17 protein-coding genes and 1 other RNA gene are annotated in these 12,690 nt (G+C 55.5%); 6 read left to right on the forward strand and 12 right to left on the reverse strand.

Going from position 1 to position 12,690, the window contains the following annotated elements; genetic code table 11:
- Positions 1–42 precede the first annotated feature (42 nt).
- Positions 43–924 (forward strand): fructose bisphosphate aldolase, encoded by an 882-nt coding sequence (locus tag RUA4292_RS12600; RefSeq protein WP_058277872.1) that lies wholly within the window; start codon positions 43–45, stop codon positions 922–924.
- Between the two features lie 3 nt (positions 925–927).
- Here the strand turns inward: RUA4292_RS12600 and RUA4292_RS12605 are convergent, their stop codons facing one another.
- From RUA4292_RS12605 to fumC, 5 genes are all read right to left on the reverse strand, one after another.
- Positions 928–1,530, reverse strand: coding sequence for a DNA-3-methyladenine glycosylase I (locus RUA4292_RS12605; protein ID WP_058277873.1), 603 nt, complete (start codon positions 1,528–1,530; stop codon positions 928–930).
- 63 nt (positions 1,531–1,593) lie between these two features.
- Positions 1,594–1,812 carry a ribbon-helix-helix domain-containing protein gene (locus tag RUA4292_RS12610; protein WP_058277874.1) on the reverse strand — a complete coding sequence of 73 codons (219 nt, stop codon included), beginning with the start codon at positions 1,810–1,812 and terminating at the stop codon, positions 1,594–1,596.
- Entirely contained in the window at positions 1,809–1,985 is a 177-nt protein-coding gene (locus RUA4292_RS12615; protein WP_058277875.1) for a DUF4169 family protein, read from the reverse strand. Before RUA4292_RS12615 ends, RUA4292_RS12610 begins: the two co-directional genes overlap by 4 nt.
- Positions 1,982–2,506: a gamma subclass chorismate mutase AroQ gene (aroQ, locus tag RUA4292_RS12620; RefSeq protein ID WP_058277876.1), complete on the reverse strand. Its 525-nt coding sequence runs from the start codon at positions 2,504–2,506 to the stop codon at positions 1,982–1,984. The genes RUA4292_RS12615 and aroQ overlap by 4 nt, the downstream gene beginning before the upstream one ends.
- Positions 2,503–3,894 carry a class II fumarate hydratase gene (gene fumC / locus RUA4292_RS12625; protein WP_058277877.1) on the reverse strand — a complete coding sequence of 464 codons (1,392 nt, stop codon included), beginning with the start codon at positions 3,892–3,894 and terminating at the stop codon, positions 2,503–2,505. Before fumC ends, aroQ begins: the two co-directional genes overlap by 4 nt.
- A gap of 183 nt (positions 3,895–4,077) precedes the next feature.
- Here fumC and RUA4292_RS12630 point away from each other — a divergent pair, with 183 nt between their 5' ends.
- Positions 4,078–4,665 carry a hypothetical protein gene (locus RUA4292_RS12630; protein ID WP_058277878.1) on the forward strand — a complete coding sequence of 196 codons (588 nt, stop codon included), beginning with the start codon at positions 4,078–4,080 and terminating at the stop codon, positions 4,663–4,665.
- A gap of 33 nt (positions 4,666–4,698) precedes the next feature.
- Here RUA4292_RS12630 and RUA4292_RS12635 read toward each other — a convergent pair whose 3' ends face one another.
- The 7 genes from RUA4292_RS12635 to RUA4292_RS12660 form a co-directional block, all read right to left on the reverse strand.
- A complete protein-coding gene (locus tag RUA4292_RS12635) occupies positions 4,699–5,160 on the reverse strand; it encodes an SspB family protein (RefSeq protein ID WP_058277879.1) in 462 nt (153 codons plus the stop codon).
- 76 nt (positions 5,161–5,236) lie between these two features.
- Positions 5,237–6,490, reverse strand: a complete 1,254-nt coding sequence (chrA, locus tag RUA4292_RS12640) for a chromate efflux transporter (RefSeq protein WP_058277880.1) — start codon at positions 6,488–6,490, stop codon at positions 5,237–5,239.
- The gene (locus tag RUA4292_RS12645) at positions 6,487–7,302 is read right to left on the reverse strand and encodes a chromate resistance protein ChrB domain-containing protein (protein WP_058277881.1); all 816 of its coding nucleotides are present in this window, start codon (positions 7,300–7,302) and stop codon (positions 6,487–6,489) included. Before RUA4292_RS12645 ends, chrA begins: the two co-directional genes overlap by 4 nt.
- Positions 7,303–7,428: 126 nt before the next feature.
- On the reverse strand, positions 7,429–7,860 hold the full coding sequence (locus tag RUA4292_RS12650) for an ester cyclase (protein ID WP_058277882.1): 432 nt from the start codon (positions 7,858–7,860) through the stop codon (positions 7,429–7,431).
- A gap of 99 nt (positions 7,861–7,959) precedes the next feature.
- Positions 7,960–8,305: a transfer-messenger RNA gene (gene ssrA, locus RUA4292_RS24045) on the reverse strand.
- A gap of 36 nt (positions 8,306–8,341) precedes the next feature.
- On the reverse strand, positions 8,342–8,704 hold the full coding sequence (locus tag RUA4292_RS12655) for a DUF4345 family protein (protein ID WP_058277883.1): 363 nt from the start codon (positions 8,702–8,704) through the stop codon (positions 8,342–8,344).
- Positions 8,705–8,714: 10 nt separating this feature from the next.
- Positions 8,715–9,446 carry a FadR/GntR family transcriptional regulator gene (locus RUA4292_RS12660; RefSeq protein WP_058277884.1) on the reverse strand — a complete coding sequence of 244 codons (732 nt, stop codon included), beginning with the start codon at positions 9,444–9,446 and terminating at the stop codon, positions 8,715–8,717.
- A gap of 86 nt (positions 9,447–9,532) precedes the next feature.
- On the opposite strand from RUA4292_RS12660, the gene RUA4292_RS12665 reads away from it, so the two are divergent.
- The 4 genes from RUA4292_RS12665 to RUA4292_RS12680 are packed head-to-tail and all read left to right on the forward strand — an operon-like array spanning position 9,533 to position 12,643.
- The gene (locus RUA4292_RS12665; RefSeq protein ID WP_058277885.1) at positions 9,533–10,324 is read left to right on the forward strand and encodes a DUF2182 domain-containing protein; all 792 of its coding nucleotides are present in this window, start codon (positions 9,533–9,535) and stop codon (positions 10,322–10,324) included.
- 4 nt (positions 10,325–10,328) lie between these two features.
- Complete coding sequence (locus RUA4292_RS12670; protein WP_058277886.1) at positions 10,329–11,033, forward strand: DUF1326 domain-containing protein; 705 nt, start codon at positions 10,329–10,331, stop codon at positions 11,031–11,033.
- A complete protein-coding gene (locus RUA4292_RS12675; protein ID WP_058277887.1) occupies positions 11,033–11,539 on the forward strand; it encodes a DinB family protein in 507 nt (168 codons plus the stop codon). The genes RUA4292_RS12670 and RUA4292_RS12675 overlap by 1 nt, the downstream gene beginning before the upstream one ends.
- On the forward strand, positions 11,540–12,643 hold the full coding sequence (locus tag RUA4292_RS12680; RefSeq protein WP_058277888.1) for a dimethylsulfoniopropionate demethylase: 1,104 nt from the start codon (positions 11,540–11,542) through the stop codon (positions 12,641–12,643).
- Positions 12,644–12,690 lie beyond the last annotated feature (47 nt).

A 12,690-nucleotide genomic window follows, 5' to 3' on the forward strand; every position in this document is an offset into this window, starting at 1 on the left:
TGCGGTTTGAAATCGCGGAATCATATTGAACGGGAAAGTCTTATGTCATCATCAGAACAGCGCACACAAATGTCCGACGGCGCAGGATTCATCGCAGCATTGGATCAAAGCGGTGGCTCGACCCCCAAGGCGCTGGCGCTTTATGGCGTGGCTGCATCTGAATACAGCTCGGACGAAGAGATGTTCGGTGAAATCCAGAAAATGCGCGCGCGGATCATTCTGGCGGATGATTTCACCAAGGACAAAGTGATCGGCGCGATCCTGTTCGAACGCACTCTGGGCGAGCAAATTGATGGTCAGAAGGTCGCCGACTATTTGTGGTCAGTGAAAGGCATTGTACCTTTCCTCAAGATTGACAAAGGTTTGGAAGACGAAGCGAATGGCGTTCAGATGATGAAACCCATTCCAGGTCTGGCCGCAACATTGGCCAAAGCCGATGGTGTTTTCGGAACCAAGGAGCGCTCGGTCATTCATGAGGCAAACGCCGAAGGCATCGCGGCGGTTGTTGCACAGCAGTTCGACGTTGCGCGTGAAGTCGTGGCTTCCGGAATGGTTCCGATTGTTGAGCCTGAGGTGAACATCAACTCCGCCACCAAAGCCGAAGCCGAAGACATCCTGAAGGCTGAAATCCTGAAAAACCTTGATCAGTTGGCTGACGGACAGGACATCATGCTCAAGCTGACGATCCCTAACCAAGCTAACCTCTATGACGAATTGGCCGATCATCCGCGTGTTCTGCGCGTGGTTGCGCTGTCGGGCGGTTATTCGACGGAACAGGCCTGCGATCTGCTAGGCCAGAATGGTAAGATGATCGCGTCCTTCTCGCGCGCGTTGACCGAAGGATTGTCAAAAAAGCAATCAGATGCCGAGTTCAACGCGGCCTTGGGCGGAAACATCGACAAGATTTTCCGTGCGTCAATCTAAACACTATTGGGGTTTGGTGAATTCGTGGCGCAACTGCGCCGCTTTTTCACGCATGACGCAACCTTCGGCGTGATCATTCACCAGCCCCATTGCCTGCATAAAGGCAAACACGGTCGTCGGCCCGACAAACTTCCAGCCCCGTTTCTTCAGGTCTTTCGACATCGCCACAGATTCCGGCGACGTTGAAGCGGTTTGCGGGGCAGGCGGTGTATCTGCCTCGTATCGCCACACATATGCGGCCAGAGACCCTTCGGCAGCGATTAACTCTTGCGCGCGGCGTGCGTTGTTAATCACGGCCTCGATCTTTCCACGATGTCGCACAATTCCTGCATCTTGTAGCAAGCGCTTTGTATCTGCATCATCAAACGCGGCTACTGCGTTGATATCAAAAGCTTTGAAAGCTTTCCGAAAGTTCTCGCGCTTGGACAAAATCGTGCGCCAGCTTAGACCGGATTGAAAGCTTTCGAGGCATAGCTTTTCGAACAGACGCTGGTCATTGCCAACCGGATACCCCCATTCCTGATCGTGGTAGTCAAAGAATTCGGGCGCGGCCTGACACCACGCACAGCGTGGTTTTCCGTCTGGACCTAGAACTGTATCAACCACCGTTTCGTACTCCTTTTGTTCCTTTTACTGTAAGCGGTTTCAGGATGTCAGAGCAAGACTGATCTACTTGGATTGATACCAGTGTAGAATGAAAACCCTTATGGCCGATGCAAGTCCGATGTCCGGGTCACGCTCGACATCAATTTCGGCCGCCAGAGCGTTGATCGGTAGGTTTTTTTCCTTGGCAATGGTTCGGAACGCCTGCCAGAATTCATCTTCCAGCGATACGGATGTCCGATGGCCTTTCAGCGTCAGGGATCGTTTGACCGGGCGTCCGCTCATTTGTCCAACTTACGGCCTTCGTGGTCTTGGTTCAGCTTGTGTTGCTGCTTTTTTGCCAGATCCTTTTCGGCCTTGGTGCGGCCAAAGGCAACGGCATTTTGATCAGCGCGGGCCTTGTTTTCGGTCCGCGCTTTTTCTTTTCGAAATTTGTTCAGATTGACCGGTTCCGTCATTGCGCATGTTTCACTTTGGTCAGACTATCGAACAATTCCGCACGGCTGTCATCTGAAAGGCACTCGACATTCACGGTGTCCAGAAAATCAGCCTGCGACGCAGTTGAGACCGGTGGTTGATCCGACAATGTGTCAAGGATTTGCCCGCCCAAATCCAACAGAGCGGGGCGCACCTCGGTCGTCAGATCCGCATAGCTTTCGGGAACAGAGGTTTGGTCTTCGGTCCACCGTTCAATCCAACAGGATTGAATCTCTTTCGCGGCTTCGATCTGCGCTTCAAAAAACAGCTGAGCGCTGTCCGGGTCAACGCCCGCAAGCGCTGCTTGTTCCAAGGTTTTGTCAATCACGACTTTTTCACGCTCAAGGTCTTCGACCGGGCGGTCATTGGCGTGTTTGAACGCAGCAACGTCCTGCATCCATTCCAGCCGAGAGTCGATCAGGTCGAACAGGTCAGCCTGAGCTGAGGTCGCTGTGCCCGCAATAAGCAGGCACAGGCAGGCAGGCTGACGCCACCCGATCACTTGGGGCCGATCATGTGCTCGGGCCGCACGACCGCATCGAATGTCTCCTCATCAACAAAGCCCAGCGCAATGGCCTCTTCCTTGAGGGTCGTGCCGTTCTTATGCGCCGTTTTGGCGACAGTAGTGGCGTTGTCGTAACCGATGGTCGGGGCCAGCGCCGTGACCAGCATCAGGGATTCCTTCATCAGCTTATCGATGCGTGGTTCATTGGCCTTGATGCCCAGCAGCATACGCTCGGTAAAGCTGTCGGTGGCATCACCCAGCAGCTGAATGGATTGCAGCAGATTGTACGACATCATTGGATTGTAGACGTTCAACTGGAAATGACCCTGTGAGCCAGCGAACTTCATCGCCGCATCGTTGCCTATTACATGCGCTGCCACCTGAGTCAGCGCTTCGGCCTGTGTTGGGTTCACCTTGCCGGGCATGATCGACGAACCTGGCTCATTCTCCGGCAGGATCAACTCACCCAAGCCAGACCGCGGGCCAGAGCCCAGGAACCGGATGTCGTTGGCGATTTTGTAGCAAGAGCCAGCAATAGTCGCCAGCGCGCCCGACAGGAAGACCATAGCATCATGGGCGGCAAGCGCTTCGAATTTGTTGGGCGCGGTAACGAAGGGCAGGCCGGTGATGTCAGCCATGTTCTTTGCGACGGCCTCATCCCAGCCATCATGCGTGTTCAGACCGGTGCCGACGGCGGTGCCGCCTTGCGCCAGTTCATAGATGCCGGGCATTGCAGCCTCGACGCGAGCGATCCCTTGGCGGATCTGGTGCGCATAGCCGCCAAACTCCTGTTCCAGCGTCAAAGGGGTCGCATCCTGAGTGTGTGTGCGACCGATTTTGATGATGCCCGCGAATTCTTTCGCTTTGGCTTCCAGTGCCGACGCAAATTTTTCGAGCCCGGGCATGAGCACGTCGCGTACGCTCATCGCTGTGGCAATATGCATTGCTGTCGGGAAAGTGTCGTTCGACGACTGCCCCATGTTGCAGTGGTCGTTGGGGTGCACCGGTTCTTTTGAACCGATCACACCACCCATGATCTCAATCGCGCGGTTTGCGATGACCTCATTCGAGTTCATGTTCGACTGAGTGCCAGAACCGGTTTGCCAAACGACCAGAGGGAAGTTGTCATCGAACTTGCCTTCAATCACCTCGCTTGCGGCCTGAATGACGGCATCGGCGATCTCAGCATCCAGCTTGCCGATGGCCTTATTCTCCATCGCGCAGGCCTTTTTTATAACGCCCAGCGCCCGTACGATAGCAACGGGTTGCTTTTCCCAGCCGATCGGAAAATTCATGATCGAGCGTTGAGTCTGTGCACCCCAATATTTGTCGGCGGGAACTTCCAACGGGCCAAAGCTGTCGGATTCGGTGCGGGTCTGGGACATCGGTCACTCCGTCTAGTATGCAATCGTATGCCGTTTACCCGTGACGGCGTCATCGCGCAATCGGCCAGTTGCGCGCACCATAAGCATAAGCCGACCAAAGGTATAGGCGTTGGGGTGGGGCATTTTTCTTTGATGCACAGGTACTAGGACCATTGTGTGCGCCTGTGACTGGGGTAGAATAGCATGATCAAAACGCTGGAGGGTCAGGTGCTGCAATTTAACCGGGTTAATCCGCTGCGGCTTATCGCATTCGCGGTGGGTGCCGTATTCTGGCTTGTCTTTGCCAATCTTCAGGCCCAGGCCGGGGACATCACGCCCTTTATCGGGGATTACGTCGGTTCAGCCAATTTAATTGATGATGATGGCACCGAAACCCCACGCGATATGAGCGTTTCGATCCATGAAACGAAAGAAGGGTTCAACGTCAGTTGGAAGACCACGACCTATAAGCCGGATGGCCGGGTCAAAGATCAATCCTTCTCAATCGATTTCAAGCAATCTGACAGGTCAGACGTTTATTCAGCGGCGATGAAGCGCAATGTGTTTGGTCACGAGGTGCCCCTGGACCCGATGCAGGGTGAACCGTTCGTCTGGGGCCGGATCGAGGGCGAGACTCTGACGGTGTTCTCGTTGTTCATTGATGAAAACGGTGGCTATGAACTGCAGCAGTTTGATCGCACACTGGCCGACGGTGGGCTTAACCTGTCTTTTTCGCGGTTCCGTAACGGGATTAAATCCCGCTCGGTCGATACGTTCCTCGAAAAACAGTAAACCCCGCGAGAGGCGGGGTTTGTAAGTCTGAGCCTACTTTCTGAAGCTGTCCAGTGAAACGACATCCGCGTCTTGCTGGACCGGAGTTTCCTCAACCTCAATCGATTCTTCGACGATATGGGTCGCAACCTCATCTTCGTCTTCCGGACTCTCGAAACGCAGTCCGAATTCAACCGACGGATCCACGAAGGTTTTGATCGCATTATACGGAATATAAAGCGGTTCTGGTGCGTCACCGAAATTCAGCGTGATCGCGAAACCGTTGTCGCCGACATCAAGGTTTTCGAACCAGTGCTGCATGACGACTGTCATTTCTTCGGGGTAGCGTTCGCGTAGCCAGTCGGCCAGTTCAACACCGTCCTGCCGTGTGTCGAACGTGATAAAGAAATGATGCACCCCAGGCAGACCGTTTTCAGAAACGTTGGTCAGAACCTTCTGAATGAGGCCGCGCATGGCGGTGTGCATCAGGGTTCCATAGTCAATGTCCTGCGACATGTTTCTTCCTCAAAAGTGGTTATCTCAAGCATAGGGGATTCGTTCGGAAACGAAAGACCGGGAGTTGGTGGATTGTTCAAAGAAAATGAAATCCAACTCCGGCCATGGCCATCAGGGCCAAGGTCATTCCCATGCCGAATTTTAGCTTAAATATCAACACCCCGGCCATGAACGTTAATATCAGCGCTTTTAGGTTCAGTGTTGCAAGTTCGGGCCATGGGATAGTTAGGGGTCCCCATGCCAATTCCGGGATTGTTCCGAAAAGAACGTTAAGAGCAAACCACACGGAAAGGTTGAGAATCACGCCGACAACCGCCGCTGTTATCCCGTGCAGGGCTGCGGACAGCCGTGGACGGGCGGCCAGTTGGTCCAGATAAGGTGCGGCAAGGAAGATCCACAGGAAACACGGAACAAACGTGGCCCAAAGGGCCACCGCACCTGCGGCAAGTGCTAAAGGGATCCCGCCTGAGATCTGCCCTGTCAGCATGGCCACAAACTGTGTGACCAGGATCAGAGGACCGGGTGTCGTCTCCGCCAGCCCCAGCGCATCAATCATCTGATCCGTGCTGATCCAATGATATTTGTCCACGACGGTTTGGGTCATATACGCCAGAACCGCATAGGCGCCGCCGAACGTAACAACAGCCAGGCGGGCGAAAAACCACCCGAGATCGCTCAGCAATTTCTGACCAGTAACGCTCAGCAACACCAATGGGCCAAGCCATAGGGTCAGCCAGATTGCACCGGTGCGCAGCGGGCGCGTCGCACTTGGGGCGGGGGGCGTTTGGGCGTTGTTGGCCTCACCCTTGATACTCAGATACCCCCAAAGCGCAGCAGCCAGAATGATCAAGGGAAAAGGCAGGTTAAAGGCAAAGATTGCGACAAAGCCCAATCCGGCTATTGCCCGGTGCTCCACATCGGTCAGGGCTTTGCGCGACAGGTTTCTAAGCGCCTGAAGGACAATGATGATTACCGTTGCCTTCACCCCAAGAAAAGCGGCCTGAACCAGTGGCAGGTCCCCGAAAGCTGCGTAAAGCCCAACCAATACAGCGATGATCAGTGCGCCAGGGATGACGAACAGGCCGCCGGCGATCAACCCTCCGGTCACGCCCCGCAGCCGCCAGCCGGCATATGTGGCAAGTTGCATGGCCTCGGGGCCGGGCAACAGCATGCAAAGAGACAGCGCCCGCAGATACGATTGCTCGTCCAGCCACGGACGTTTTTCCACCAATTCCTGATGCATCAGTGAGATTTGCGCCGCAGGCCCCCCAAAGGACAAAAGCCCGATGCGACCAAAGATACGGACCAGCTCCGATAGGGTCGGGGTCATGATTTGCGGTCCATTGGCCAGTCGTGTTGTTCTTCAAACCCGTCGCGCGCCCAGCGATACAGCGCATCGTACAAGTGCATTCCTGCAGCAAGGTTTTCGTGATCGTCACGGTATTGCCAGGACAACCCGACAGAGACCGCAAGCAACCCGGCAGCTTCTGGTGCAAGGTCATGGCGATTGGTGTCTGCGGCCCTAACGATCGTTGCAAGCCGATCCAGCGCGGGCGTGTGTAGCGCGAATTCGTCCAGCATGGTGTCGAAGGTGCATTTGTCTTGCCGGTGGCTCCAATGAGCGCCTTCGATGTCAAAAGGGGTCGCGTCAAATATTGCAGCGGTGGCGTCGACTTCCGACGGGGCAACAAACAGAAACCGGGCATTTGAGTCCACAAACCGCCGGATCAGCCAAGGGCAGGCGATGCGATCGATCTTTGGTCGGTGTCGAGTTACCCAAAGGGATCCCTTGGACTGCAGCATCGAAAACGCTTTCGCAGGCACACGCGGTGCGTCCGGCATGTCTCGCCACGCAAACATGCCGCCCTCCAGATACTCGGCCTGCAGACCTTCGCCCCGCAACAAAGAAACGACGGCCTGGCTGAGCTTCTTGCCCTTCTGGCAAATCACGACTGCAGGTCGGTCACCGATCAGGTTGACCAGCCCTTCGATATCCTTCGCAGGATGGCGTATAGAGCCTGGGATAAGATAGGGGTCAGCCTCAAAATCCGCATCTATACAGATGTCGATCAATATGGGGGATTGCGGCGTGCCGATCAGTCTTAACAATTGCTTTGGGGTGATCGAGTTTGGTGCGGGCACAGCATGTCTCCTGGTTTTGTCGGATACATGCGAAACTTGGGCTGACGCCTCACGGGGTGTTCGCAATCTTACCCCATGGCACTTGCTACCGCGTAAGCGCTGAGGGGGTCAAGATTGCTTATATGGTCAAGCCCAATCCAGCCTTTGACTGGTCATACACACAGGCAATGTGTCCTGCGGGAACTGGCCGAGCTGTTCGAAGAGTGAGATGAAATCGAACTGGTTATACGCTTCAACCATGCGCCCGTTTTTAATCCGCCCCATGACGCTGCCCGTGGCTTGAAGCGGGGCACCATTATCGGCGCGCGTTGTGCGCAGGTGAATGATGGCGGATACCCAATCGCCGTTTTCGATGATTTTGGGCATATCGACCTGAATGTCCCCAAGGATATGGCGAAAGGCCATGACCAGATCCCGGAAATCATCCGCACCGACCTGCATTTCCGGAATAAGCCCTTCAGCCATGGCTTCGGGGGCGAAATATTGGTCAATCGTGTCGGTATTGCCGTTTTCCCAAACCTCGGAATACCACTCTCTGAGTAGATCTGCGTGCGACATCCCAGCTCTCCTTATTCTGCTGGGGTAAGCATGAGACCAAATAGTGAAAAAACTCTGAACATGAACATGCTCAGCGAAAAACTCAGACTTTAAGCGGAAAGTGCAGGTTTCTGTTGCCAGGTACCTGCGAACCCCGCCTTACGCGGCTAGGCGCAAGGGCTTAAGTTTCGGTCTTGCTACTGCTTACGCAGCAACTGCAACCGGAGCACGATTGTCATTTGCAATTGTACTTTTCGGGCCGATACGGTGGCACCCCGCCGAGACAAAGCTAACCCCTTTAGACGTTCGTCGATCCTATTTCGGCCCCATGATCCCCAAATGAAGGATGTTGGTGGAGCCGCCGGGTACCGCCCCCGGGTCCGATCCGCTTATTACGAGCGCGTTTATGTCCATAGTCCCGAAGGACATAACCTATATAGGTGAGCCAGCAGCCGGATGCAAACCGGGAATCGTACCGGACGTTGGAAATAATTACAGTGGGTTAGGCGGCCCTATTGATGTTTGCCAGTATCAGCCAAAGTGCAAGAACCAGTTCGATTCCACCAAAAGTAGCCGCCTTGACCAACGGTGGGTTGTCCAGAAAGACTGAAACAAACCGGCCCAATGCCGCGCCCGCGTAGACAACCCCCAGCATGGCGTAGGCCATCGGGTTGTTGAGGAACAAAACAGCCACGCCAGTGACGACGAAAAGCCCGCCGACCGAGGCACGCATCTCGCTCAGCCCCATGTTGCTGTTGGTGGTGCTCAAATCCAGCGCGCCCAAGGTAAAGCTGGGCGCCAGAAACCCGAATAGGCCGAACCCAATGGTCATGAGAGCTGCAATCACGTTCAAAGCGGTGGTCATTTCATTTTCCTTACGCCGGATTACGTCGCTGCTGCGCCACGTCTTGTGCCAATTGCCTTGTGTAGCTCTCAAGCTCAACTAGCGTCGTGTCCACTTTGGTCGAGTCGCGATCTTCCAGGGCATTGGCGATTTGATTGTGGAAGGCAATAATTGCTTCCCGGGACCGCGCCGTGAAAGTGATCATGTTCATCAGCGGCTGCATCGCTTCGACCGCTCCGGCCAGTTGATAAGAAAGTACGGGATTGCCTGCACCATCCACCAGCGCCCGGTGAAACGCCACGTCCGAGGCGCAGAATGCCTCATCCGTCAGGCCGGGTTGGGATTGGCGGTGAACTTCGGCCCGCATGGTAGCCAACTGATCCGCTGTACGGCGCTGTGCGGACAAGGCGGCGCAGGCGCGTTCGAGCGCGAAGCGCGCTTCGCAGGCAGTGTCGAAACTGACTGCATTCATCGATAGCAACAGGGTCGAGGTCGTGATCTGTTGGGAATACGCGCCCTCGAAACTTAACCGGTTCACAAATGCACCACCGCTTGCACCGCGTTGCGTGCGGATCAGGGATTGCGCCGCAAGACGCTTCAATGCCTCCCGCACGGTTGGGCGAGATACCTTGAATTGCTCGGACAATTCCGCCTCGGAGGGCAAACGTTCATCCACGATCAATTCGCCCGAGATGATTGCGTCACGAATGGCCTGAGCGATCTGCGCAGACAGATCAGCAGGTTTTTTTGGGTCGATTTTCATATTCCGGGGACCGTCGGTGAATTTTTATTTGTCTGACATTTAAAAGTCTGACATTTGAAAAGCAAGGATTGAGTCGGGAGGAGCGCGTGAGTCGCACAGTTCTACGCACTGCATTTTGGCTGGGGTTTTATGCCCTGATCCTGTCCGCGTGGTGGGTCATGTTCACCATGAGCCGCGACATGGATCTGGATTGGATCGGTCGCCCCGGCCCAATGGGTCAGGCCATGGCGGCCATGGACCCGCGCATGGACATGTATATGCCCATGGCCGAGTTTGGCCCGCTGTTCTGGATGTGGGCTATCATGATGGCGGCGATGATGCTGCCGACGCTCGTGCCGACGTTACGCAGCTATGACGATCTGATCCGCAGCGCCAATGGCTCGCGCGCAGGTTGGTTGGGTGTTCTGTCCGGGTATCTGGTCGTCTGGGTTGGCTTTGCAGCTTTGATCACCGGTGTTCAGTTGGCGCTGTTGTTTGGTGGGGTAGTAGACATGCTGGGCATCGGCAAATCCGGATATTTCGCGGGCGGCTTGATGATCGCCGTCGGCGCATTTCAGTTCACCCGCGCGAAAGAGGTCTGTCACGGCGTCTGCCACGCCCCCATGACCTATTTCCTGGGGCACTGGAAAACCGGGTTCACTGGCGGATTGCGCATGGGGCTGGGACTGGGCGCATTCTGTGTGGGCTGCTGCTGGGGCTTCATGGCGCTTGGTTTTGTTGGCGGTGTCATGAGCCTGTTGTGGATGGGTCTCGCGACCCTATTCATGGTTTTGGAGAAACTACCCCAGATTGGGCACGCAGTGACCCGACCGATGGGATTTGCATTGATTGCGGGCGGTCTTGTTCTGCTCGTCTATCCAATAAGCTACGGAGGATAAGCCTATGGCTAAGAACAGAAAACCCGAGGCCGACAAGCTGCCGATCAGTCAGCGCATTGATAGCCGTATGCCCAACCCCAAGCGGCGCGAGATGAGCCCGACAGATTGGGCAATCAAAGGCGAATTGATCCTGAACTGCTCGTGCGATGTATTCTGCCCCTGCGTGGTTTCTTTGGGCGCGCACCCTCCGACCGAAGGACATTGCCACGCGTGGATGGGTATTATCGTTGATGAGGGTCACTATGAAGGCGAAGACCTGTCCGGTCTGAATGTCGGGCTGCTGGTCGATATTCCGGGCCGAATGGGTGAAGGACAGTGGAAAGTGGCCGCTTATGTCGATGAGCGTGCCAGCGGCAAGGCCTACAACGGGCTGTTGCAAATCTTCAGCGGTCAAGCGGGCGGGACCACCGGTTTGTTTACCATGCTGGTCAGCGAGATTATCGGGGCCGAGCGCGCGCCGGTTCAGATTGAGCGCGACGGCACCAAGCGCCGCATCGCGATCGGCCGCAAGATACAGGGTGAAATTGAGATGCTGGGCGGCAAAGATCCGGACCACCCTGTCATGGTGTCAAACTCAAAATATTGGATGGGTCCGGATATCATCGTTGCCCGCGGTACCAAATCCAAGGTGCGTGATTACGGTCGTGTTTGGGACTTTGGCGGCAAGTCCGCCGAAATCTGCCCAATCGACTGGCACGGGCCAAAGTGATGATCACCGCGGCCTATGCGCAGGAGATGGCCCGATATAATCACTGGCAAAACAGCCAGTTGAAGGGGTTTCTTGCCGCGCTTTCGAATGAGAAACTGACCCGCGAACGCGGAGCGTTTTTTGGTTCGATCCTGGGCACGGCAAATCATCTGCTTTGGGGGGACTGGATATGGATGTCGCGGTTTGACAAAGGGCAGGGTCCTGGCGGCGGTATCCCGGAAAGCCCGTCACTGTGCATCGATCTGGCAGAATGGTTGCCGCTACGCGATCAGATTGACCAGCGGACAACCCAATGGGCCGCGTCCTTGAATAACGAAGACCTGCGCGGCCCGTTCACATGGTTCTCAGCCGCCAAAGAAGCCGATGTCACGAAACCGTATGCGCAATGCGTCATTCATTTCTTCAACCACCAAACACATCACCGGGGCCAGCTGCATCAAATGCTGACCGAAACAGGTTCTGCTGCACCGGTGAGCGATCTGGTTTTTCTGCCTGAGGAGGCTTAAGTGGCTCAGATCTCACTCTCGCGTCGCCTGCGCCGAACACCTTTTTCTGATGGTGTCGAAGCTGCTGGAGTTAAAGGATATACGGTTTATAACCGTATGTTATTGCCCACTGTTTTTGAATCCGTCGAAGCGGACTACCGGCATCTGAAAACCCATGTGCAGGTTTGGGATGTTTCCTGCGAACGGCAGGTCGAACTGCGTGGGCCGGACGCCGCGCGGCTGATGCAGATGCTGACGCCACGGGATCTGCGGCGGATGTTGCCCGGTCAGTGCTTTTACATTCCCATTGTCGATGAAACAGGCGGAATGCTGAATGATCCTGTGGCGGTGAAGCTTTCGGAAGATCGGTGGTGGATTTCGATTGCCGACAGTGACTTGCTGCTTTGGGTCAAGGGCATTGCCAACGGATACCGTCTGGATGTGCTGGTCGACGAACCCGATGTGTCTCCGCTGGCGATACAAGGGCCGAAGGCGGATGACCTGCTGGCCCGTGTTTTTGGCGACCGGGTGCGTGACATTCGTTTCTTTAAATTCGACAAGTTCGAGTTCCAGGGACGTGAACTCGCAATCGCACGGTCTGGTTACTCCAAACAAGGTGGTTTCGAAATCTATGTCGAGGGTTCGGACATCGGTATGCCCTTGTGGAACGCCCTTTTCGCAGCGGGTGAAGACCTACACGTCCGCGCGGGCTGTCCCAATCTAATCGAACGGATTGAGGGTGGGTTACTGTCATACGGCAACGACATGACCGACGACAACACGCCGCATGAATGCGGTTTGGGCAAATTCTGTAACACCCATACGGCAATCGGTTGTATTGGCCGAGACGCTCTGCTGCGCGTGGCCAAGGAGGGTCCGGTTCAGCAAATCCGTCCGATCGCAATCGAAGGAGACGCCGTGCCACCAAGCGACCGCCCTTGGCCGGTAGTGGCTGCAGGCAAGCGGATTGGCCAGATTACGTCGGCCGCTTGGTCCCCGGATTTCGACACCAATGTGGCAATCGGTATGGTCAAGCTGAGCCATTGGGAACCCGGCACACGGATCGAAATTGAAACACCGGACGGAATGCGTGGCGCAACCGTGCGAGACAAATTCTGGATATGAATGGGAATAATCAGTTCAGCAAAGGCTGGTGACTGGTTGAAAAGAAA

This window comes from Ruegeria atlantica (assembly GCF_001458195.1).
GTDB classification, from domain to species: domain Bacteria; phylum Pseudomonadota; class Alphaproteobacteria; order Rhodobacterales; family Rhodobacteraceae; genus Ruegeria; species Ruegeria atlantica.

What these genes read in the sequence shown, in the direction of transcription:
- RUA4292_RS12635 (WP_058277879.1), bottom strand. Translation starts at nt 5,160, where the DNA reads ATGTCGCAGGACATTGACTATGGAACCCTGATGCACACCGCCATGCGC.
- RUA4292_RS12675 (WP_058277887.1), top strand. Translation starts at nt 11,033, where the DNA reads ATGATCACCGCGGCCTATGCGCAGGAGATGGCCCGATATAATCACTGG.
- RUA4292_RS12630 (WP_058277878.1), top strand. Translation starts at nt 4,078, where the DNA reads ATGATCAAAACGCTGGAGGGTCAGGTGCTGCAATTTAACCGGGTTAAT.
- RUA4292_RS12655 (WP_058277883.1), bottom strand. Translation starts at nt 8,704, where the DNA reads ATGACCACCGCTTTGAACGTGATTGCAGCTCTCATGACCATTGGGTTC.
- RUA4292_RS12650 (WP_058277882.1), bottom strand. Translation starts at nt 7,860, where the DNA reads ATGTCGCACGCAGATCTACTCAGAGAGTGGTATTCCGAGGTTTGGGAA.
- RUA4292_RS12660 (WP_058277884.1), bottom strand. Translation starts at nt 9,446, where the DNA reads ATGAAAATCGACCCAAAAAAACCTGCTGATCTGTCTGCGCAGATCGCT.
- chrA (WP_058277880.1), bottom strand. Translation starts at nt 6,490, where the DNA reads ATGACCCCGACCCTATCGGAGCTGGTCCGTATCTTTGGTCGCATCGGG.
- fumC (WP_058277877.1), bottom strand. Translation starts at nt 3,894, where the DNA reads ATGTCCCAGACCCGCACCGAATCCGACAGCTTTGGCCCGTTGGAAGTT.
- RUA4292_RS12670 (WP_058277886.1), top strand. Translation starts at nt 10,329, where the DNA reads ATGGCTAAGAACAGAAAACCCGAGGCCGACAAGCTGCCGATCAGTCAG.
- RUA4292_RS12610 (WP_058277874.1), bottom strand. Translation starts at nt 1,812, where the DNA reads ATGAGCGGACGCCCGGTCAAACGATCCCTGACGCTGAAAGGCCATCGG.
- RUA4292_RS12615 (WP_058277875.1), bottom strand. Translation starts at nt 1,985, where the DNA reads ATGACGGAACCGGTCAATCTGAACAAATTTCGAAAAGAAAAAGCGCGG.
- RUA4292_RS12600 (WP_058277872.1), top strand. Translation starts at nt 43, where the DNA reads ATGTCATCATCAGAACAGCGCACACAAATGTCCGACGGCGCAGGATTC.